The organism is Flavobacterium sp. WC2509, assembly GCF_052683105.1.
Window position 1 is genome coordinate 3765503 of the sequence record NZ_JBQZFG010000001.1, and the last position, 22153, is coordinate 3787655.

Here is a 22153-nt window from a genome sequence, read left to right on the forward strand (position 1 = left end):
AAGCAGGAACAGTTGAGTCGAGAAGAGGATTAGATAAATGATTTTAAAATATTGCTCCTATCAGACCGCAATGATAGGCGCAGTTTTTTTAAATCTTAGCGATAAATTTCCGCAAAAACCTAGCGTTAAATAATTTACAGTAAAAAAATAGTTGACTTTGTCATTTTTTTACTATAACTTAGCCAAGCCTTATAAGCGTTCTTCGCTTTGAAAATACATTTTCAGCAAATCCCATTTGCAAGGCTTGACGAAAAATAAAATCATTTTCCGCTATTAACGCTTTCCTTTTCCTCAAAATTTTCGCTATTTATCAAGTCTCAAACACTCAATTGCGCATAACGTCTTGGTACTACAGCAGGTTTGGGATTAAATTAAAACCATTCTTCGGATTTGCCAAATCATCCCAAATATAAAACCATTTCTCCATTAAGCCAATTGCCCAAATCCGTTGTAGTAGCTGTTGTATGCTGTTTTTTTTTTATAATCCGTAGCCTCTTTTCCATTCGTTTATTTCTTGCGGATGTTCTTTATCATTTGGATAATTTGCCTTCACAAATTCAAATTGTTCTTTAGTTAGCAAAACCATTTCCCCATCATTTCCAGAACGAATTGGATAAAATCTTTCAATACTTTTCTGTATTTTGAGTTGGTCGTTAAGCATTTCTATAAAATATATAAATGAAATTCCCCAATCAGTGTTTCCAAAATCATTGTCAAAAGCTATATATTCTTTGCCGTTAAGTTTTATTTTATGAGTCCAATGTTTTTCAGTTTGATTATTAAATTCATCTGAAATTTCAAGTTTCAAGTTTAGTTTATCAAATGTCTTTTTAACGGTTTCTAAATACTGAATTAATCCGCCTCCTTCAAATAGAGTTTCAGTATCAATAAAATAAAATCTATTGTCAGTAAATATCATGCTTTCGCCTTCCATTTTACCTTCAAAAAAATTTAGTTCGTTATAGAATTTTTCAAATTCAGCTTTTGCTTCTTTTAAATCTTTTTTTTCGGTGAGATTGAAAAAATTAAGTTTTTCTAATTCTACTATTATTTGTTTTCCAGTCAATTTATGTTTAGCTGTTTTTTGTTGTTTTTCGGTTTCTTTTTCCGCAATGTTATTTTGAGATTTTGAATTGCAACTTAAAAATAAAAAGCTAAATAATAGGAGTAGTGTTTTATTCATTTTCGTTTTTAATAAATGTTCTTCCTTGTCGAGTATTTCCTGTAAAATAGCATACAACGTTATCTGGCTAGGCGCAGTGCCTGTGTTGCGCCTGCGGCAGGCATTGCGCTTAGCCAGTGTTATGCGCTGTTTTTTATCTTCTGCCAAGATATAAAAAAGCAGGAACAGTTGAGTCGAGAAGAGGATTAGATAAATGATTTTAAAATATTGCTCCTATCAGACCGCAATGATAGGCGCAGTTTTTTTAAATCTTAGCGATAAATTTCCGCAAAAACCTAGCGTTAAATAATTTACAGTAAAAAAATAGTTGACTTTGTCATTTTTTTACTATAACTTAGCCAAGCCTTATAAGCGTTCTTCGCTTTGAAAATACATTTTCAGCAAATCCCATTTGCAAGGCTTGACGAAAAATAAAATCATTTTCCGCTATTAACGCTTTCCTTTTCCTCAAAATTTTCGCTATTTATCAAGTCTCAAACACTCAATTGCGCATAACGTTCTGACGCTTGGCGAGGTTGGGGATTAAAGAGGCGAGATTTTTCGGTTAAACACAAATTTTACAAATACAAAACTATCTTAAATTCAGCCTAAAACCCCAACCTCGCCAAACGGCTGTTAGCGGTTGTGCTTATTCTTCCACACGATTAAACTATCATTGGGTAAGTCGTATTCGTATATTTTTTTAGATATACTATCAATATAAATCCATCCATCAGAAGTGAATCTTGATTCTGTTCCGTCTTCTTCTGATACATCTTGACCAATATTAAAAATATAATAATTTGTAGAATCGGTTTTTTCAGTTCTGTCTAAAAGCCATTCAATTCGTTCCTTGTTTTTTAAAGACGTTTTGATAAGTTTATTGTCTGATTTTTTTATGTAATCAGCAATTAATCCATCATACCAATTTTGTGCTTTTGATTCAGTATTAATTTCGGTTTCTGATTTTAAGACTTCTTTATTTACAGATAAAGAATCAATTTGTTTGTCAGTGTTTTGTGTTTCTACTTTACTTGTTTTATTACACGACAAGAATGCAAATGAGATTAATAATAAAAGTGTTTTCTTCTTCATTTAAATATGTTTTGATTCTGATATTTCTAGTTTGGTTTTTGCATAACCGCTAACGTCTTGGTACTACAGCGGGTTTGGGACTAAATTAAGACCATTCCTCGGATTTGCCAAATCATCCCAAATACAAAACCAACTTTCCATTAAGCCAATTGCCCAAATCCGTTGTAGTAGCTGTTATGGGCTGTGTTTTTATGCTATTAGTTAGTTCAATCTTTGATTATTATTGTGTCTGAAAGTCTATCGTGAAAACCATTTGGCGTAAAAAGAAACGAAATTCTGTCGAATGGAATTAGTCGGCAAAATGTTCTTCGTAAAATATCTCCGCCTTGTGGTTTAGTTCCATCTTTATTCACAACTTTTGTTTTGGTTATAAACTTTCCAATTGTCTTTTGAAATTTTGTTTCCATAAACGCATAGTAGCTAATATAACTTACGAAGAATATAAAATATCCGAATAACATTTGAACGGGATCTTTTGCGTTCAATGAATTCGTCAAAATAGCTACAATTATAAACCACACAATTAAGTCTATTATAAAGTTTAAAAACCTTGTTAGAGAACTTACTTTCTTAGCTTCAAATTCTTCTTGTTCTGTAATCTTTGCTGTTAAGTCAACTTTAACTTGCTCAAATTTTGATGTATCTATGTTACGTTTCTTAATTTCTTCTTCAGCAACTTCAATAGCCAAAGGTTGGTATTTACCCTTGTCTATAGTTACAATTTTGATAAGTTCATCGTCAGTTCGTTTTGACATTACCTCTTTAAAATCTGTATTCATTTTTTTATTTCTTGGTTGGTTAACTTTTGTGTTTTGGTCGGCTAACATAGCTCATAACGTTCTGGTACTACAGCGGGTTTGGGACTAAATTAAGCCCATTCTTCGGATTTGCCAAATCTCCCAAATACAAAACCAACTTTACATTATGCCTATTGCCCAAATTCGTTGTAGTAGCTGTTACCAGCAGTTGTTCTTTAGATTTTTCTTTATTATAGTTTTTACCTGTTTTCAAGAGATACAACTTCGATATTTATTTCTTGACCATCTTTTAAATGTCCTGGATAAAACATATCTCCACCTAAAACATTTAACCCTGATACTGAAATATCACATATTTTAGAAGAATCAACCTTGATTTTAACCGAACCTGTAGAATCTGTTTTATATTCTCCAACTTTCTTAAAAGTTTTCATTAAATATCCAATTCCTTCTCTTCTAACTTCAACATTATCAAACTTATTAATCCTACGCTGTTTGGTTTCTTTGTCAATTGAATTTATTGTTATAGTGATTTGGTTTTCTGAATCAGTTTTTCTGTTGCAATTTGAAATTAACAAAGCTATTACAGAAATACAAACCAATATTTTCGTTTTACGGATGTTTGATTGCATATTGATTTAAAAATTGCGTTAGATTCTTTATTCTGGTTTACAATTGCTGGTAACGTTCTGGTACTACAGCGGGTTTGGGACTAAATTAAGCCCATTCTTCGGATTTGCCAAATCTCCCAAATACAAAACCAACTTTACATTATGCCTATTGCCCAAATTCGTTGTAGTAGCTGTTACCAGCAGTTGTTCTTTAGATTTTTCTTTATTATAGTTTTTACCTGTTTTCAAGAGATACAACTTCGATATTTATTTCTTGACCATCTTTTAAATGTCCTGGATAAAACATATCTCCACCTAAAACATTTAACCCTGATACTGAAATATCACATATTTTAGAAGAATCAACCTTGATTTTAACCGAACCTGTAGAATCTGTTTTATATTCTCCAACTTTCTTAAAAGTTTTCATTAAATATCCAATTCCTTCTCTTCTAACTTCAACATTATCAAACTTATTAATCCTACGCTGTTTGGTTTCTTTGTCAATTGAATTTATTGTTATAGTGATTTGGTTTTCTGAATCAGTTTTTCTGTTGCAATTTGAAATTAACAAAGCTATTACAGAAATACAAACCAATATTTTCGTTTTACGGATGTTTGATTGCATATTGATTTAAAAATTGCGTTAGATTCTTTATTCTGGTTTACAATTGCTGGTAACGTTATCTGGCTAGGCGCAGTGCCTGTGTTGCGCCTGCGGCAGGCATTGCGCTTAGCCAGTGTTATGCGCTGTTTTTTATCTTCTGCCAAGATATAAAAAAGCAGGAACAGTTGAGTCGAGAAGAGGATTAGATAAATGATTTTAAAATATTGCTCCTATCAGACCGCAATGATAGGCGCAGTTTTTTTAAATCTTAGCGATAAATTTCCGCAAAAACCTAGCGTTAAATAATTTACAGTAAAAAAATAGTTGACTTTGTCATTTTTTTACTATAACTTAGCCAAGCCTTATAAGCGTTCTTCGCTTTGAAAATACATTTTCAGCAAATCCCATTTGCAAGGCTTGACGAAAAATAAAATCATTTTCCGCTATTAACGCTTTCCTTTTCCTCAAAATTTTCGCTATTTATCAAGTCTCAAACACTCAATTGCGCATAACGTTATCTGGCTAGGCGCAGTGCCTGTGTTGCGCCTGCGGCAGGCATTGCGCTTAGCCAGTGTTATGCGCTGTTTTTTATCTTCTGCCAAGATATAAAAAAGCAGGAACAGTTGAGTCGAGAAGAGGATTAGATAAATGATTTTAAAATATTGCTCCTATCAGACCGCAATGATAGGCGCAGTTTTTTTAAATCTTAGCGATAAATTTCCGCAAAAACCTAGCGTTAAATAATTTACAGTAAAAAAATAGTTGACTTTGTCATTTTTTTACTATAACTTAGCCAAGCCTTATAAGCGTTCTTCGCTTTGAAAATACATTTTCAGCAAATCCCATTTGCAAGGCTTGACGAAAAATAAAATCATTTTCCGCTATTAACGCTTTCCTTTTCCTCAAAATTTTCGCTATTTATCAAGTCTCAAACACTCAATTGCGCATAACTTGTATATACTCGCTATCTAATAGCGACAATCTACCCGTTTTTGGATGTATAGTCGCTATTGAATAGCGTATTTTTAACAAATATATAGATAATGTTTTTATTACAAATCATCAAACGGACTTTTTATTTGTTGAATACTTTTCGTACTTACGTGAGTGTAAATTTCGGTGGTTTTACTACTGTTATGCCCTAATAATTCTTGTATGTATCGCAAATCAGTACCGCTTTCCAATAAATGGGTGGCATAACTATGACGTAACCAATGTAAGGTTACAGGTTTTGTTATTCCTGCTTTTTGTAGTGCCTGTTTTAAAACCTGTTGCAAACTTCTGTCATCATAAGGTTGCCCATTAATTCGACCTTCAAACAAATAGGTTGTGGGTTTAAATAAGATATAATATTCTCGTAGCATTTCTAATATCTTTGGGCTTAGTGGTGCTATTCTGTCTTTCTTTCCTTTTGAATTTTTAATCATTATAATATTTCTTTTAGAATCGATATGAACGGGACGAAGTGTTAATAGTTCGCCACATCGCAAACCACAACTGTATATCAATGAAAGCATCATTTTGTGTTTGATGTTGGTAGGTGCATTCAAAATTAGTTTCACTTCCCCTTTACTCAAAACATTAGGTAATAGTTTAGATCGCTTTGGTCGATGAATTTTATCTATTTCAATCTTGGTTTCCCGAATGGTTGTAAAGTATAGTTTGATTGCATTAACGATTTGGTTTTGATAGGAATCCGAAAGATTATTTTTCAAAATGTACTCATTATTGTAGATAATTACATCCTCATTCGAAATTTCGGCAATAGCTTTCTCTCTGTAAAAAATCAAAAAGGATTTCAAAGCTTCGGAATATGTTTTTATGGTATTTGAACTATATCTTTTAGACGATAGCCATTGTATAAATTTCGTTATTTGTTCCATGCCTTCATCTGAAGGTAATGAGTGGGAGAGAGGAGCTAATTGAAATCGATCCCTGTTTTCAACCGTGTCTGGTAGGTGCCAGACTCCTAGAGATTGACTCCACCTGGAACCATCCAGTTTTTTTATTCGAGCTATTAATTCAGCATTTTTTTCAAAATAGACCGCAATTCGTTTTTCTTTTTTGTGGGTAATAATTTTGGCTTCCCAATTCATTATAGTGGCTTTTTTCTGTACTAAAATAATGAATTATTCCTAATATATTTATAAAACTAATTTTTAATCCGTTAATAAATAGAAAAATATATTTACAAAATTAGATCGGATAAATATATTTTTAGTTCGATAGCACGGATTTACTATCTCAAAAAGTTACTCCAAACCATCAGTTCGAAACAAAAGAAGAGACTTGTTACGGTCTCTTCTTGCTTTTATAATAAAAATGTAGCGATTCTATTTTTTCAATAGCTTCTCTAAATATTCCACTTTTTCTTTTTCAGCTTGAACCAAACGTTCATAAAGTTTTATTTGCTCTTCATGAGCTTGCATTAATTTATCCAATGGATTGAAAGTGCAACCGTAATTTACTGCAGAAGAATTGTCAACATGATAAGTGTTTCCGATAATATTTAAAATAGCTTCTTCTGAAAAATTTTTTATTCCTTCAGTAGTTACACCTAAAACTTCAGCAATCGCCTGTAGTTTTTCTTCATCAACTGTTTCACTTCCTTCGATATTAGATACAGACTGTTGGCTTAATCCAATTGCAGTAGCCAATGCTTCTTGCTTCATACCTCTAAGTTCTCTGATCCGGCTGATATTTCTGCCAATATGTTTGGGTTTTGTTGCTGTGTTCATAGTTCAAAATTCTTTAAAATAATAAGTCTTGGTAAAAAACAGGCTTGCTTTTGTGAGATAAAATTCCCGATAGTTCAGTACGGTAGAATCTATTGCTTACTTGCCCAGTATTAATCAAAAATACAATTTTTCGGATAAATACTAACCACAAAAACAAAAATATGAAAACTGTAGAAAACTTTCATTTCCAAAACTCGAAAATATCTTTATTTCATAGATAAGGTATAGATAAAGCATAGATAGTGTATGGATAATGTATGAAAAGTGGTAGTTGTCTTTAGAAATCAATAAACCATCTCAAATCATTAGTTTTTTAGTGCTAAATTTTTCAAATTATGCTTAAAATAGTTCATCAAGGACCACGATAATTACTAGTAAAATGATGATTCCTATGAGATCAGTGAATTTCATTTGTTGCTACCTACTGAAATATCAAGGCTCGCCCAAAGGATTTTTGGAAAACTGATGCTTTAAATTGGATTTAACCCGTTGGTTGAAATTATTTTTTAACACATAGAAACATAGAATTTATAGTGTTTTAGAAGAACTTGATAGACATTTCACTTTTCATATAAGTCAATCTATGTGACCCGAGACCGAAGGGCGAACTGACGAAGTAAAAACAGTGTTATTTCTATTGATTCTTTAATGAGTTACTATTAAATCTATGTCTCTGTGTTTCATTTTTTATTTAACCGGAATTACACCCGACAGGTGGATTTAATTATACTTTGGCTTCTTCTAAAGGGATGAAACGATCCTTTGGAGCTTCGCATAATGAACAGCAATAATCCTCTGGGAGATCCTTGAAAAGTGTTCCTTCTTCGATGCCCTGAATAACATCTCCGTATTCAGAATTATAAACAGTTAAGCATTCCTGACATTGATGAATGTCTAATGCTTTGGTTTCTTTTTTTGCTTTCGTATTTTGAAACTCTAGTACACTGGTTCCTAATTCTTCAAAGTATTTTTTACTCAATTCGATAAGGATATTGGGTAATTCCAGTTTGTCGACATCTTGTGCGTGAACGATGTATTCGCGGGTGTTGGGGTCGAAATTTTTGGCGTGCAAAATATTAAATGTATCTCGGATTTTGATGGATTCAAGGTCTTTTGGTGATTCATTTTTTTCGATTACGACCGAAGTAAAATAGTGCCCTTCGCGATTATAATCGGAAAGCCCAAAGGTAAGTCCGTAGGTGCTGATGTCGAACTGGTCGAGGGTACGCACAAGGAAGGTTTTGAGATTCAATGCCCATTCCATCGCTACGGGCAAATGCCAGTTGAGCTCCAGTAGGGAATGGCGTACGTTGATTCCTTTTTTGCCTAAGAATTTCTCCCAATCGAGTTTGCGATCTTGTGGAATTCCTTTTACGATAAATGATTTCCAAGGGGTGATACATATTTTTCCGATTTTGCAATCAAAACACAAATCACACATTTCTTTTAGGAACTGTAAATCGTACAGGTTATTACGCCAGTAGAGTCCGAGCCAGTATTGATCTATTCCGAGTCTGTTCATTCCTTCGTAATAAGGGAAAGGATAGAACGAAATGTTTAACGGCTGATCGATGGTTCTATTGTTGGTGTCCAAATCGCTAACGAGCTGGAAAATCATATCAATAGTATCGGGTTCTTCCTGAAGTATTTTTTCTATTTCGTAGTAGATTTTGCCAATATCCCAACTGTAAATTAATACAGGGAAAAGTTCCATTTTGTCCCATTTTGGTAAACGAACATACAAAAACCAATAATCTTCATGGTGAGAGGCTATAAAGTTAATGTGTCCCGTAAATAGCGGAACGAGCTGTTGTTTGGGATCGGTTATATTGACTTTTAAGGCGGGTTGCTCCTTAAATTGTTCAAGTATATACAGGAATTTATTTCCTGTAAGCCAAGGGGTATTACTGAAAATATCAGTTGCTACGTACGAAGAAACGATGTTGTTACCGCTTTTTTCGTTTGGATATACAAAATGATATTTTCCTGTTTTTTCGATTGTATTACTTTGGAATCCTTTTGGGAAGATGATGTCTTGCCTAGAACCAAAAGATATGGCTTCTAGTCCTTGCTCTAATCCCATATTTACAATATCGCGTAATTCTCCTGGAGAAATTACACCACCTTTTACAATGAGTCTTGTTAATTCCATGTTTTTATTTTTTAATGAGTAGTTGATAGTTGTCGGTTATTGGTTGTTAGCAGGAAGTTAAAAACCCAATACCAATCAACTAACAACCATCAACCAACAACTTTATTTACATTTAGCTAATATCTCTTTTACTTCGGTTTTGCAACTACCACAGCCTAATCCTGCACCAGTGGTTTTACACAATTCTGTAAAGTTGGTCACGCCGGTTTTGATGCATTCTTCGATATTTCCTTTACCTACCTGACTGCAGGAACAAACTAATTTTCCTATTACTGGCTTGGCTTCAGAACCGCTTCCTCTTAATAAAGAATTTCTTTTGTCGGCCAATTCGATTTTGCTTTCAATCATGGTTTTGAATTCGGCAAATTCGTTTTTGTCGCCCATCAAAATGGCACCTATCAATAAATCATTCTTGACAATACATTTTTTATAATAGCGCTTTCCTAAGTCGGCAAAAACAATTTCTTCGTACGAATCGTCGTTTTCTGGAACTTCGATTACACCAATACTGCAAAGATTGATGTCTTCTAGTTTTAAAATATTCATCAGCACCGATCCTTTGTAATAACTGCTGATATCACCCGCAATAAAGTTCGCCAAAATATCAGCTTGCTCTTCGGCGGCAGAAGTGATTCCGAATAATTGATTGTTGAATTCTGCAATTTCACCTATCGCAAATACATCGGGATTTGATGTTTGTAAGTACTGATTTACTTTGACACCACGACCACAAACAAGTCCTGTTTCCTTAGCTAATTCAATGTTTGGAATAGTTCCAATGGTGTAAACAATGGCATTGGCTGTTAGGATTCGTCCACTTTTTAGGGCGATTTCTAATTCGTTAGCGTTATCTGTTTCAAATACCGTACTTACCTCGTTGTCAAAATAAATTTGAATGTCACGAAGTTGTACTTCTTCGGCCAATAATTTACTGGAAATACGATCCAGTTGGCGCTCCATTAAACGGGAAGCTCTTTGTATAATCGTTATTTTGACTTTTTTATGTTTAAGTGCTGCGGCTAATTCTAGTCCTAATAAACCTCCACCTACAATAACGACATGTTGTTCTTCTGCAGGTAAATTAGTTCCGTCTAAGTAATTTTTTAATCGGTCGGCATCGCTCTTTTTTCTCATTGTGTATCGGCCAGGCAAATGCAATTGTGCATTTTCGGGGATAAACGGACGGCTTCCGGTTGCCATAATCAGCGAATCAAATTGATGAACAATTCCTTTGCTGTCAGTTATTGTTTTATCTTTTGAATTTATGTTTTCGATAGCTACTCCTGATTTCATTGTGATGTTCAACTGGCCAAGAGCATCTCCTTTGATTTTCAGCAATTTTTCCCAAGTAAATTCTCCTGTCATATACTCAGGTAACAGTACACGATTGTAAAATGGATTTTCTTCGTTAGAAAAAACAATAATTTCATCGACAGTATTGATTTCTCTATAATTTTGAATGAAACGAAAAGCGGCTGCTCCCGCACCAATCACAGCGATTTTTTGGAATGGCTTCACGTATTTTTTTGCCGAAACCGTAGTGTATTTAAAATCGGGTTCTTTAGAGGTCGGGTCTACAATAGTATTGGTTAAGTTATTGGTTCTGTTCAAATCATTATCCAATTGTTTTCCCCAATGCATTGGCAAGAACAGAACACCTTCTTTGATAGTATCGGTTACTTTTGCTTTGACACGTACTTCACCGTTTTTACTGCTTACTACAACAATATCACCGTTTTTGATTTCGGATTTGTAGGCATCAATAGGGTTTATTTCAAGGACAGGACTCGGAGTATGTGTCATTAATCGAGACACTTTTCCCGTTTTGGTCATAGTATGCCATTGGTCACGAATACGACCTGTAGTCAATATAAATGGGTATTTTGTAGAAGGCTGTTCTGAAGTATTTTCAATATTGGTTGGAATATTAAAAATAGCTTTTTGCGAAGGCGTAAAGAATTTTTTATCCGCAAATAAACGAGGTGTTCCTGGGTGTCCGTAATCGGGAACTGGCCATTGAAAAGTTCCTTCGGTTTTTAGTCGGGAATAATTTAAATAAGAAACATCTATGTTGGTGCCTTTTGTCATCAGGCAGTATTCTTTGTAAATAGCTTCGGCATTCTCGAAATTGAAACCAGAGAACTTCATTTTTTTTGCAAAATTCACTAAAATTTCAACATCTGGTAAAGCTTCTCCAGGCGCATTGATTCCTTTTGGTAAATAAGAAATTCGACGCTCGGAGTTGGTCATGGTTCCTTCTTTTTCCAACCATCCTGCTGCGGGTAATAATAAATCGGCAAATTTTGCGGTATCGGCATTATGAGAGATTTCCTGAACGACAACAAACTTAGCGTTTGCTAATGCTTTTTCAACTCTTCGAGAATCTGGTAAGCTGACCATTGGATTGGTACAAATAATCCAAACTGCTTTCATTTTTCCAGACTCTAACGCATCAAACATTTCGGTTGCTGTTAGTCCTGGTTTCTCCGAAATAGAATCTACACCCCAAAATTGAGCTACTTCTTTACGATGTTCTGGATTTGCTAGTTCCTTATGAACTGCCAATAAATTAGCCATTCCACCAACTTCACGGCCTCCCATAGCATTGGGTTGTCCTGTTAGAGAGAAAGGCCCTGATCCAGGTTTTCCTATTTGGCCAGTTACCAACGAAAGGTTTAATAAAGCGGTATTTTTATCAACACCAATAGCACTTTGGTTGAGTCCCATTGCCCACATAGAGATAAAACCTTTGGCTTTACCAATAATTTCTGCGGCTAAGTGAATATCATTTACAGGAACGCCGCATACTTTAGCTGCTTTTTCGTAAGAGCTATTTGTTACCATATCTTTATAGAGCTGGTAGTTTTCGGTATGTCTTTTTACAAAATCAGAATCAATATATCCTTTTTCAATTAATCGTTTTCCAATGGCATTGTATAAAACAACATCAGTTCCGGGAAGAATCTGTAAGTGCAAATCGGCAGCAATAGCCGAGTCAGTTCTTCTAGGATCGACAACGATGATTTTTGTTTTAGGATTTTTTTCCTTGTGTTGTTCCAATCTTCTAAAAAGTATTGGATGACAAAAAGCAGGATTCGCACCCGTTATCAGGAAGGTATCGGCTAGTTCAATATCAGCATAAGCGATAGGGACAGAGTCTTCACCAAAAGTTTTTTTGTATCCAATAACTGCAGAGCTCATACAAAGTCTGGAGTTGGTGTCTATATTGTTAGTTCCTAGAAAGCCTTTTACTAATTTGTTGACTAAATAATATTCTTCGGTCAAACATTGTCCAGAGATATAAAACCCAACGCTGTCAGGTCCGTGTTTTTTTATGATGGAAGAAAAAACAGCAGCAGCACGATCCAAAGCCGCGTCCCAGCTTACTCTTTCTTTTGGGTGTGATTTACTCCATCTCATTTCGGGATACAGTATTCTATCCGAAGTGTCATTTGCTACATAATGTAAGTTCATTCCTTTAGAACAAAGCATTCCTCTGTTTACAGGATGATCTTTGTCGCCGGTAACCGTCACTCCATTTTTAGAATCATTTTTTACAATAATTCCGCATCCTACTCCACAATAGGAACACGTAGTTTTGATTTCTGTATTTTGCATTATGTATATCTTTATTTATAAAGTAGTCATCTGAGAATCGTTTTTACGATCTATATAGACAAAAGTAAGTAATAATTACGTATTAATACGTATAAAATGATTTTATTTCTATGTTTATAATCAATATAATTAGAATGCTAAAAATAGATTCAATATTTTGAATTATTAAAAGAATTTAGGGCTGTTATTATATAGTATTTGCATTACTATAAAAAATGAAGTTTTAATCTTCGATATGTTTTCTAAAATCTGCAATCTGAAAATCTATAATTTAAATTTGGGCGTGCCCCTCCCGAAAAGGTCGGGTCGTGCTGTACGTTCCCGCTTTTTTTCTTTCTCAATTTCCTCGGGTTTAAACCCGAGGAAATTGAGAAAGAAAAAAGAGCTCCACTACCATCACTCACGCGAGCGTAATCATATTAAGTTTAGAGATTTTAGATTTTAGATTGAGGATTAACGATTTCTGATTTCAGATTGATGGTGTAAATAATATTTTTTTGATTTTACGAGGTTTTTTACATCTGAAATCAAAAATCGTTACCCGAGCCTGAAAGGCGAACTGGCGAAGCAATCAAAAATCAGCAATCAAATTGTTTTTTAACCCTTAACATAATGACATTACATTAGAGCCAGTGCCTATTTAAAGATTATAGCTTTTAGAAATTAACCATAAAAAAAACCTGATGCATTTGTGAAAAATACATCAGGCTTTTAAGGGATTGAAATTTGTTTTTGGTGGTATTTTTTCTTCTACTTTTTTAGGGCAAAAAAGGTATTTTTGAATATTAGATTAGTTTTTTAAACCAATTTTAAAACTATTGATATACTCTACAGGTTTTCTTCCATCGTAGGACACTTTGTCGATAAATTCGTTAGTTACTGGTTTGAATCCATCCGTTACAGGTAAGTCGGATTCAATAATAAAACCTTCTTCCAGTAATAATTTTGCTGCTTTAAACCATATTTCGGGTTTATAAACTTCTTTAATTTTAGTGATATACCATTCATTTGTTTTGGGTTCGGATATTTGCCCCCAACGTTTCATTTGTGTCATGAACCAAATACCATCTGAATAATACGGATAGGTGGCGTTATATTTAAAAAATACATTAAAATCGGGAACCAATCGTACATCTCCTTTTTCAAATTCAAAAGTACCTAACATCGAATTGTCAATTACGTGTTTCTCGCCATCTACATATTTAGATTTTGATAAAATTCGGGTAGCTTCTTTTCTGTTTTCGGGATCGTCTAGCCATTTACCTGCTTTTATTAATGCTTTTGTAAAAGCAGTGGCAGTATTAGGATATTTTGTGGTAAATTCTTTGGTCATTACGAATACTTTTTCGGGATGATTTTTCCAAATTTCTCTGCTGGTTACAATCGGAACACCTATATTTTCCTCAACTGCTTGTTGGTTCCAAGGTTCTCCAACACAATACGCATTGATGGTACCTGCTTTTAAAGTTTCGGGCATTTTTGGAGGAGCAGTAATATTCAATTGTACATCTGCGCCAGTATTTCCTTTGCTTCCTTGAATGGTGTTACTGTTATAAAATCCAGGATTTATGCCGCCCGCAGCAAGCCAATATCTCAATTGATAATTATGAGTGGAGTAAGCGCCAACGATACCAAAAGTAAAAGGTTTGTTTGCTAGTTTATAAAAGTTTAAAGCAGGTTTTAAGCCATAGGCTGGGATTGGGTGAATAGGTTTGCCATATTCTTCTGGGATACTATCTTTCATTTTAGACCAAACATCTTTGGATACTGTGATGGCATTTCCATTTAAATCCATAGAATAGGGAGTAACAAGTTGGGCTTGTCTACCACATCCTACAGCTGCTGCAATAGGTTGTCCAGCTAGCATTTGAGCTCCATCGAGTTGGTTGTCTATTACTTTATCTAAGATTTCTGTCCAATTGGCCTGAGCTTCTAAGTTTACAGTTAATCCTTCTTCTTCAAAATAGCCTAAGAACTTAGCAATGGCCAGAGGAGCCATGTCAGTTAGTTTTATAAATCCAATGGTTAGAATGGCTTTTTCTACAGGTAGTTTTTTTGTTTTTGGTGGATTTTCTTCGTCAGTTCTCTTACGTTCGATTGAATTTCCTTTTTTTGAAATTGGATGGGGTGAATTTGGACTTGTAAAACCGGTAACAGTAAACACTATTACCAAAAGTGCGATTAAGTTTGAGGCTAGTTTTTTCATGATCTTTTGGTTGGGCGGTTAGTATTCAAATTAGATAAATTATGCTCAATAATTATTGAAAATTTAATTATGGCTTAAGTGTTTTTATACGACATTGGTTTTGTTTAAGAGTGTGAATAATTTGGTTGATAGATATAGTTGTCCTTGACCGCATAATAAGGGTCTTTTTTTTTTGATAATAATTTGGTGTTGGTAAAAAAAAACTGCTCTCCTGATAAGAGGTTCGGAGAGCAGTTATATACAAGTAATTAAAAAGGCATTATTTTTTTCTATCCATTTCTTTGGATAAAATTGGTTGTTTTTCGTTCATCATTTTGGTTACCGTTACATGCATCCAAATTAAACACGCAGCTGATAATAATAGGATGAAAACCCATGAACTAGACCAGAATCCGGTAGTAGTTAATAAATATCCGAAGATGATTGGTCCAAAGAATCCTCCAAGACCGCCAATCATTCCTACCATACCTCCAACAACTCCAATTTCAGTAGGGAAATAATCTGGGATGTGTTTGTAAACCGCTGCTTTACCAATTCCCCAAGAAATTCCAATAAGGATTACGAGTATTAGGTATACCCACATATTAGCGCTAAAGTGAATAGCTGTAACTCCTTTCGCAATCAGTTCTTTTTTCTTCACTTCTTGATTTTGATTTACAACCACTTCTTGCCAAGAACTATGAGTTGGGAAAATTGTATTTTCTAGAGGTTTGTCTATTTTTAAATTAATAGGTAATTCTTTTTCTCCTATTTTGACAAGTGTGTTTGAAACTGCTGTAATAATTCCTTTTTTAGGAGACATAACTCCAGGACCTGCAGTAGTAATATCCATTTTTGGAATCATTAACATGGCACTTAAAATTACTGATGAGCTAAGTACCCAGTACATTACTTTTCTAGCTCCAAATTTATCTGATAAATAGCCTCCAAATGCACGAATTACACCAGATGGTAAGCTAAACATGGTAGCAAACATTCCGCCCATTACTAAGCTAGTTTGATAAACATTCATGAAGTTAGGTAATAACCATTGAGAGTAAGCTACAAAACAACCAAACACTAAGAAATAATAAGCTCCAAATCTCCATACTCTAGTGCTTTTCAAAGAACCTAGCATTTGAGGAACACTTTTCGCTGGACCAGTTACTTTTTTATTTTTTGTAAAAATTAAAAAGATAATACCAATTACTACTAATGTTGCTCCATATATAATTGGTAATAGTTTCCATCCATTTTGTGGGTCATCTATTGAGAATTGATTTAATAAAGAAGGTGCCATAAAAGTTGTGATAGCCGCTCCAGCATTTCCCATTCCGAAAATTCCTAAAGCTCTACCTTGCCATTCTTTTGGGTACCAAACCGAAGTGAAGCCAATACCAACAGCAAAGCTGGTTCCTACCATTCCGAAAAAGAAGCTTAAAACCGCAAACATAAAAAAGCTATTTGCAAATGGTAATAAGAATAATGGAATAGAACAAAGCAGCAGTAAAATTGAAAATACATATTTACCACCAAATTTATCTGTTAATATTCCTATTGGTAAACGCATAATTGATCCAGTTAAAATAGGAATTCCTAAAAGCCATCCTACTTGGACAACGTCCCATTTGAAGATTCCATTATCTACTAAGAAGGTAACTAGAACTCCATTAAGAGTCCAACAAGCGAAACACACCGTAAAAGCCAAAGTGTTTAAAAATAAAATTCGGTGTGATAGTGAAAGGGAGTTTGTTGTAGACATAATACTTATTATTTTTATACAAAACTAAGTAGTATGTGAAATAAAAAAGCTGCGTTTTCGCAGCTTTTGAAAAATAATTAAGTATTTATACGTATTTTTTTAGTTGTAAAGATTCTAAGTATCTAAGTTGCTAAGATTTATGCAGATAATTTTTTAGGATAGATACTAAGAATCTTAGCAACTTAGAGTCTTAGTAGCTTAGTTTACTACAAAAGCGAGTATTCAGATGCTTTATTAGAAAGCTCCATCAGGTTTTTTACTTTCAATTTTTTCATCAGATTGAAACGGTGTACTTCTGCGGTTCTTTTACTAATATCTAAGGCTTCAGCGATTTCTTTATTCCCTTTTCCGCTTAGTAAAAGTTTTAAAATTTCTTTTTCTCTCTTGGTAATTACTTGTTCTTCTCCTAATATTTGTTTTGGTTCTGCACTTAATGAAGAATTGGTAAGTTGTCCTATTAATATAGACGAAATGTCGCCACTAAAATATTTTCCACCACTAGAAACGGTGTGTACAGCTTTTAAAAATTCTTCTTTACTAGATCCTTTAAGTAAATACCCATCGGCTCCTGCTTGAATAGATTTTAATACGTATTCTTCAGATTCATGCATAGAGAGCATTATAATTTTTACAAAATTGTTTTTGCTTCTCAATTGTTCGACTACTTCTATACCAGTTAAGTTAGGCATCCTGATGTCAAGAATTAACAAATCAGGTTGTAGTTCGTCTATTAATGCTAGTGCTTCAACACCATCCGTAGCTTCTCCTATAACAGTGATGTTCGCTTCGTTTTCTAATAATGATTTTATTCCATCTCTCACAAAAACGTGGTCGTCTGTAAGAACTACTCGAATGTTATCCCTCATAATATACTTATTGTTCAATGCTTACTTTTACGTAGATTCATCTAATTTAAGACGCTAAGATACGTATTTTTTGAAAATAAAATCTAAAAATGAAATTGCTTCTTAATGTTCTTCTTTTTTTGGATATGATTTCTAAATCTAAGTACATTCTGAATTGGTTTTTTTTGCATTGTTAGTATTATTGAACTTCCGAAGATGAATAGGAAGTTATTCATATTTTTTAATCACATAGATGCATAGATTTTACTTAAAAAAAAGAATGTAAAGAGAAATGCATTTCTTTTAAATAGTACGTTATGTGTGTTTTAAAAAAGTGAAATGCTTTTATTTGAGCTTACACAATCTATGTTTCTATGTGTTTAAAATAATTACATTCAATGGGTTTCGCAAAGTATTTAGTTTGATAAATTACTCTTATGGAAATACAATTATCTTAAATTGAAAGTATTTAACTAACAACAATAAAAATTGTAATTTTTAAAATATACCAATGAAATAAAATGAAGTATTTTATCGGATTTTATAGTTGTTTTAACAGATTAAGTATTTAATTCATCGAAGATTATGGTATTTGTTTTATTTTTATTTAAAATTAAAAAAAGAGAATAACACGTTCTTTTGAGGTGTAGGCGATGGTGTTGAATAAGTAAATACACAATCGCACATTTTATTAAAAGTTTGAATATTTGTTGTGTTCAATATCAATATTAATTATTTAAATTTTTTGTTATGTATAAATCTAATGTGTATTTAAATATCAGGAAAATAAGAGAATTGAAGAATTTAACTAGAGAACATGTAGCAGATGAATTGCATATGAGTATGAGTGGTTATGGTAAAATCGAACGAGGAGAGGTTGATTTAACAGTTACTAAGTTGATTGAAATTGGTAAAGTTTTAGATGTTTCGATTGAATTTATATTCAAATTTGATGTTTCTGTTTTTTTTACTGTTACTAAGTAGTTATTTGTTGAAACTAGTTAATTAATACGTACTTATTGTTGTATAAAAAACAGTAGTTATTTTTGTTCTTAACTACTTATTATTCATTGTAATAAATCTTAAAATAAGACAACAAAAAAACAAATACTTTTGGGAATTAATAGTTTTTTATTTGAATCATCTCCAGTAAACTATTTAAGGTGTTTGGTACACTACATAATATTAGGTCTTTAGAGATTGTTGATACCCCCTCAATAGCTATTGCACCCAAATAATGATCTGCAAAATCAAAACTATATACTTGCCAGTCTTCAGTATTTTTCAATTCAATAGAATCTAAAGTATGCATTCCGTCTAAACATGGAATATATTTAAAATCTTCATCAATACCTTTTCCCAATGCTTTCACGAAGGCTTCTTTACGTGTCCATGAGGTGTAAAAAGCCTGTTTTTTATCTACAGCATTTTGAATTGCTAAAATTTCTTTATCGTCAAAAACATCTGGAAGCAGGTTTGTGAAATTAAAATCTTCTGCCATATATTCAATATCTATTCCAATTTTTTTGCGCGAAATTGCTATAAAAGCAAAGTCTTCAGAATGTGAGATATTGAAAAATAACCAAGGATGGGAGGTTAAATATGGTTTTTTATTGGAATGATAAGCAAGGAAAATATTTTTTATATCCGATTTAGTATATGCTGCTAAAATAAATTTTAAAATCGACCTATAAATAATGAATCGGTTTCTGTCTAATTCCTTATGAAAGCGTTCGGCTCTGATATTTTCTTTTAAATTAAGAAACTTCAATAAATCTAATTTTAAGTCGATAAAATTGGGCAAATAGATTTTGTAAATGATTATATCATCAGTATTTAAAGAATATTCTTTAGTAGGGAATTCACTTTCCCTTATGTTTAAATACGAAATATAGAGTTTAGCTATTTGCATATTTTTTATTTAAAATATCTTGTAGCAGTTGTGCTAATACTTTATCATTTGGTGGTGCTACAATGCTTAAATGATTTCCTGAGATATTATGAACAGTGACTCCTTTTAATGCCGCTTTTTTCCATCCCAAGTTGGTAGGGTCTAGTTTATAATTAACATCATCTTTTGATCTAAATAAGTCTACTTCAAAGTTTTGTGGTTTAATATGATAGCGATCGACAATCTTTTTGACCATACTGTCAGCTATTGTAAACTGTTCAAGTGCTAATGATTCTTCTTCAGTCATAGTATTGTTATGACCAAAATGTCTTTTTAATATATACTCTTTTTTTTCATTAATACGCATTTTAAAAACTTTCCAACTTAAGAGCATTTCTTTTAAAAAGTCTAATCTTCTATAGGTTGTATCAAAGTATCTGATGAATTGTTTTTGTCTGAATGTTTTATAATAGTATGAAGAATCAAGATAAGAGTCGAGTAGTGCTGTCAAGCTGACTTTTTTTCCTTGATTTTTTAATTGACGCGTCATTTCAAATGCAACAATACCGCCAAAAGAGAAACCTGCCAATGCATAAGGACCATTCGGGTTTATTTTTACAATAGCCTCTATATAATGAGCTGCCATGGCTTCAATTGATTCATACCATTGATTATATTGTTTAGCTGTACCTTGAAGGGCATACACTGGTTGATCTTTATCAAAGTGTTTACTTAAATTGATAAAATTTAAAACATTGAGTCCTGCTCCATGAATAATGAATAGAGGAGGTTTAGTGCCATTTGGTTTTAAAGGAACTAAACAATCGGATAAAATTTCACTGTCTGCATTTAATAGTTTAGCAAATTTCTCGACTGTTGAATATTTGAATAATGTAGATAGCGGTATTCTTTTGCCAGTGTGTTTCTCTATTTCAATCATCACTTTTACAGCCTTGACTGAATGTCCGCCCATTTCGAAGAAATCACTAAAAATATCGATATTCTCTATACCTAAGCTTTCTTTCCAAATAGTCGCCACTAGTTTTTCTTCTTCTGTTCGGGGAGCGGTATACTCTTCTATATTTTCAGAATTGGATTTATAGTCTAATAATGCCTTTCGATCTATTTTATCGTTTAATGTAGTAGGTATTTTGTCTAGAATATGAAAAACATGCGGGACCATAAAAGATGGTAATTGAGAAGCCAATTTATTTCGCCATACTCTAGTTTGATCAAGTTCGTTAGTAAATTCAGAATCTACTAAAATAAACGCAACAAGTATATCGGTTTTGGCTATTACAAATGCCGATTTAATACCATCAATTGACATTAAAGCATTTTCTATTTCTCCAATTTCAATTCGATAACCCCTTACTTTAACTTGATGATCTATACGTCCATGACATACTATTTCATTGCTTGGGAGTAGTTTTCCTAAATCGCCTGAAAGATAAAGCATGGCATCTTTTTTATTCGAAAATACATTAGGGATAAATTTTTCGGCGGTTAATTCTGGTCTTCCCAAATATCCTTTTCCAACTCCATCACCGCCAATCGCAATTTCTCCAATGGTGTTTGGCGGGAGTAGTTTTCCCTGTTCATCAACTATATAATATTGCATGTTGGCAATTGGGCCTCCAACGGAAATTAATGTTTCTTCGGACTTAATATGTTTGCATGAAGAAAAAATGGTTATTTCTGTAGGGCCATACAAATTCCAAAGTTCATCACTTCTTTTTATGAGTTCATTAGCCAATTTACGAGGTAGTGATTCACCACAGCATAATACTTTTAAGGGTAGTTTTTTTGACCATCCAGAATCTATAAGCATTTGATAAGTAGTAGGTGTGGCTACTACAAGCGTTATTTTTTCTTTATCTAGCATATCATATAAAAGCCTGCCATCGCTTGATGTTTCATGGCTGGGAATGACTAAAATTGCTCCTTTAAATAAAGGGAAAAACAACTCAAAACTCGCAATGTCAAAGGAAATTGTTGAGATAAAAGGAAGTTTGTCGGTTTCTTTTATACCTAGATCTATTACTAAAGAAGAAAGTAAATTGACTAGATTTTTATTAGATATTTTTACTCCTTTTGGTTTTCCTGTAGAACCAGAAGTATACAAAAGGTATATTATATTTTCTGGATCTACATACGTTTGAAGTTTTGTTGCTGGGTATTGATGTAATGATTGCATTGCATCATCTATCAAAATAGTATTGGAACATTTGGGTAATGATAAAGACAAGGCCTTGCTAGTTAGTAAAAATTTAGCATTAGAGTCTTGCATCATAAATTCTACACGCATACTTGGATATTCATGATCTAGAGGTAAGTAGGCAGCACCGCATTGAATAATTGCTAAAATGGCATATACCAATTCTGGGCTTCGTGGAAAAGAAACAGCTATATAATCACCAGATTGTACTCCATTTGCTTCTAAGTAATGAGCAAATTGATTCACTTTACTATGTAAATCTTCATATGATATTTTGGTGTTATTATATTCAATTGCGATACTTTTAGGTGAAATTTCTGCTTGTTGGCTTAATAATTCAGATAATGAAACATTAGGATATGCGGTTTCGGTGTCATTTAGTGTACTATAATCAGCTAAATAATCACTTTCAATTATGTCTGATATTGGATTGTTTAGTTTATTCATGATTTCTTTTTTTAATGTTATAGGTTTAAATGAAATGGGTTACTGTTTTATGAATTGACTTTTT

General features: G+C 33.1%; 15 protein-coding genes. 1 reads left to right on the forward strand and 14 read right to left on the reverse strand.

Annotation, left to right across the window (positions count from 1 at the left end):
• Positions 1–478 precede the first annotated feature (478 nt).
• From ACUN3A_RS15820 to ACUN3A_RS15875, 12 genes are all read right to left on the reverse strand, one after another.
• Positions 479–1330, reverse strand: coding sequence for a hypothetical protein (locus ACUN3A_RS15820; RefSeq protein ID WP_445552252.1), 852 nt, complete (start codon positions 1328–1330; stop codon positions 479–481).
• 468 nt (positions 1331–1798) lie between these two features.
• On the reverse strand, positions 1799–2257 hold the full coding sequence (locus ACUN3A_RS15825; RefSeq protein ID WP_445552253.1) for a hypothetical protein: 459 nt from the start codon (positions 2255–2257) through the stop codon (positions 1799–1801).
• A 206-nt stretch (positions 2258–2463) separates the two neighbouring features.
• Positions 2464–3036 carry an RDD family protein gene (locus tag ACUN3A_RS15830; protein ID WP_445552207.1) on the reverse strand — a complete coding sequence of 191 codons (573 nt, stop codon included), beginning with the start codon at positions 3034–3036 and terminating at the stop codon, positions 2464–2466.
• 218 nt (positions 3037–3254) lie between these two features.
• Complete coding sequence (locus ACUN3A_RS15835) at positions 3255–3647, reverse strand: hypothetical protein (RefSeq protein ID WP_445552254.1); 393 nt, start codon at positions 3645–3647, stop codon at positions 3255–3257.
• Between the two features lie 214 nt (positions 3648–3861).
• The gene (locus ACUN3A_RS15840) at positions 3862–4254 is read right to left on the reverse strand and encodes a hypothetical protein (RefSeq protein ID WP_445552254.1); all 393 of its coding nucleotides are present in this window, start codon (positions 4252–4254) and stop codon (positions 3862–3864) included.
• Between the two features lie 1031 nt (positions 4255–5285).
• Positions 5286–6329 (reverse strand): tyrosine-type recombinase/integrase, encoded by a 1044-nt coding sequence (locus ACUN3A_RS15845; protein WP_445552255.1) that lies wholly within the window; start codon positions 6327–6329, stop codon positions 5286–5288.
• Between the two features lie 237 nt (positions 6330–6566).
• Entirely contained in the window at positions 6567–6971 is a 405-nt protein-coding gene (locus tag ACUN3A_RS15850; RefSeq protein WP_445552256.1) for a helix-turn-helix domain-containing protein, read from the reverse strand.
• Between the two features lie 724 nt (positions 6972–7695).
• On the reverse strand, positions 7696–9123 hold the full coding sequence (locus ACUN3A_RS15855; protein WP_445552257.1) for a rubredoxin: 1428 nt from the start codon (positions 9121–9123) through the stop codon (positions 7696–7698).
• A gap of 102 nt (positions 9124–9225) precedes the next feature.
• The gene (locus ACUN3A_RS15860; RefSeq protein WP_445552258.1) at positions 9226–12741 is read right to left on the reverse strand and encodes a molybdopterin-dependent oxidoreductase; all 3516 of its coding nucleotides are present in this window, start codon (positions 12739–12741) and stop codon (positions 9226–9228) included.
• Between the two features lie 790 nt (positions 12742–13531).
• A complete protein-coding gene (locus ACUN3A_RS15865) occupies positions 13532–14947 on the reverse strand; it encodes a CmpA/NrtA family ABC transporter substrate-binding protein (protein WP_445552259.1) in 1416 nt (471 codons plus the stop codon).
• A 259-nt stretch (positions 14948–15206) separates the two neighbouring features.
• Positions 15207–16688, reverse strand: coding sequence for an MFS transporter (locus ACUN3A_RS15870; RefSeq protein WP_445552260.1), 1482 nt, complete (start codon positions 16686–16688; stop codon positions 15207–15209).
• Positions 16689–16894: 206 nt separating this feature from the next.
• Positions 16895–17554 (reverse strand): response regulator, encoded by a 660-nt coding sequence (locus ACUN3A_RS15875; protein ID WP_445552261.1) that lies wholly within the window; start codon positions 17552–17554, stop codon positions 16895–16897.
• A 729-nt stretch (positions 17555–18283) separates the two neighbouring features.
• Between ACUN3A_RS15875 and ACUN3A_RS15880 the strand changes: the two genes are divergently transcribed.
• Positions 18284–18517, forward strand: coding sequence for a helix-turn-helix domain-containing protein (locus tag ACUN3A_RS15880; RefSeq protein WP_445552262.1), 234 nt, complete (start codon positions 18284–18286; stop codon positions 18515–18517).
• Positions 18518–18653: 136 nt separating this feature from the next.
• Here ACUN3A_RS15880 and ACUN3A_RS15885 read toward each other — a convergent pair whose 3' ends face one another.
• Together ACUN3A_RS15885 and ACUN3A_RS15890 are read right to left on the reverse strand one after the other, a co-directional pair.
• Positions 18654–19445 carry a 4'-phosphopantetheinyl transferase family protein gene (locus ACUN3A_RS15885; RefSeq protein WP_445552263.1) on the reverse strand — a complete coding sequence of 264 codons (792 nt, stop codon included), beginning with the start codon at positions 19443–19445 and terminating at the stop codon, positions 18654–18656.
• Positions 19432–22089, reverse strand: a complete 2658-nt coding sequence (locus tag ACUN3A_RS15890) for a non-ribosomal peptide synthetase (protein ID WP_445552264.1) — start codon at positions 22087–22089, stop codon at positions 19432–19434. The genes ACUN3A_RS15885 and ACUN3A_RS15890 overlap by 14 nt, the downstream gene beginning before the upstream one ends.
• Positions 22090–22153 lie beyond the last annotated feature (64 nt).

What these genes read in the sequence shown, in the direction of transcription:
- ACUN3A_RS15870 (WP_445552260.1), bottom strand. Translation starts at nt 16,688, where the DNA reads ATGTCTACAACAAACTCCCTTTCACTATCACACCGAATTTTATTTTTA.
- ACUN3A_RS15855 (WP_445552257.1), bottom strand. Translation starts at nt 9,123, where the DNA reads ATGGAATTAACAAGACTCATTGTAAAAGGTGGTGTAATTTCTCCAGGA.
- ACUN3A_RS15850 (WP_445552256.1), bottom strand. Translation starts at nt 6,971, where the DNA reads ATGAACACAGCAACAAAACCCAAACATATTGGCAGAAATATCAGCCGG.
- ACUN3A_RS15835 (WP_445552254.1), bottom strand. Translation starts at nt 3,647, where the DNA reads ATGCAATCAAACATCCGTAAAACGAAAATATTGGTTTGTATTTCTGTA.
- ACUN3A_RS15860 (WP_445552258.1), bottom strand. Translation starts at nt 12,741, where the DNA reads ATGCAAAATACAGAAATCAAAACTACGTGTTCCTATTGTGGAGTAGGA.
- ACUN3A_RS15840 (WP_445552254.1), bottom strand. Translation starts at nt 4,254, where the DNA reads ATGCAATCAAACATCCGTAAAACGAAAATATTGGTTTGTATTTCTGTA.
- ACUN3A_RS15825 (WP_445552253.1), bottom strand. Translation starts at nt 2,257, where the DNA reads ATGAAGAAGAAAACACTTTTATTATTAATCTCATTTGCATTCTTGTCG.
- ACUN3A_RS15865 (WP_445552259.1), bottom strand. Translation starts at nt 14,947, where the DNA reads ATGAAAAAACTAGCCTCAAACTTAATCGCACTTTTGGTAATAGTGTTT.
- ACUN3A_RS15875 (WP_445552261.1), bottom strand. Translation starts at nt 17,554, where the DNA reads ATGAGGGATAACATTCGAGTAGTTCTTACAGACGACCACGTTTTTGTG.
- ACUN3A_RS15845 (WP_445552255.1), bottom strand. Translation starts at nt 6,329, where the DNA reads ATGAATTGGGAAGCCAAAATTATTACCCACAAAAAAGAAAAACGAATT.
- ACUN3A_RS15880 (WP_445552262.1), top strand. Translation starts at nt 18,284, where the DNA reads ATGTATAAATCTAATGTGTATTTAAATATCAGGAAAATAAGAGAATTG.
- ACUN3A_RS15885 (WP_445552263.1), bottom strand. Translation starts at nt 19,445, where the DNA reads ATGCAAATAGCTAAACTCTATATTTCGTATTTAAACATAAGGGAAAGT.
- ACUN3A_RS15830 (WP_445552207.1), bottom strand. Translation starts at nt 3,036, where the DNA reads ATGAATACAGATTTTAAAGAGGTAATGTCAAAACGAACTGACGATGAA.
- ACUN3A_RS15890 (WP_445552264.1), bottom strand. Translation starts at nt 22,089, where the DNA reads ATGAATAAACTAAACAATCCAATATCAGACATAATTGAAAGTGATTAT.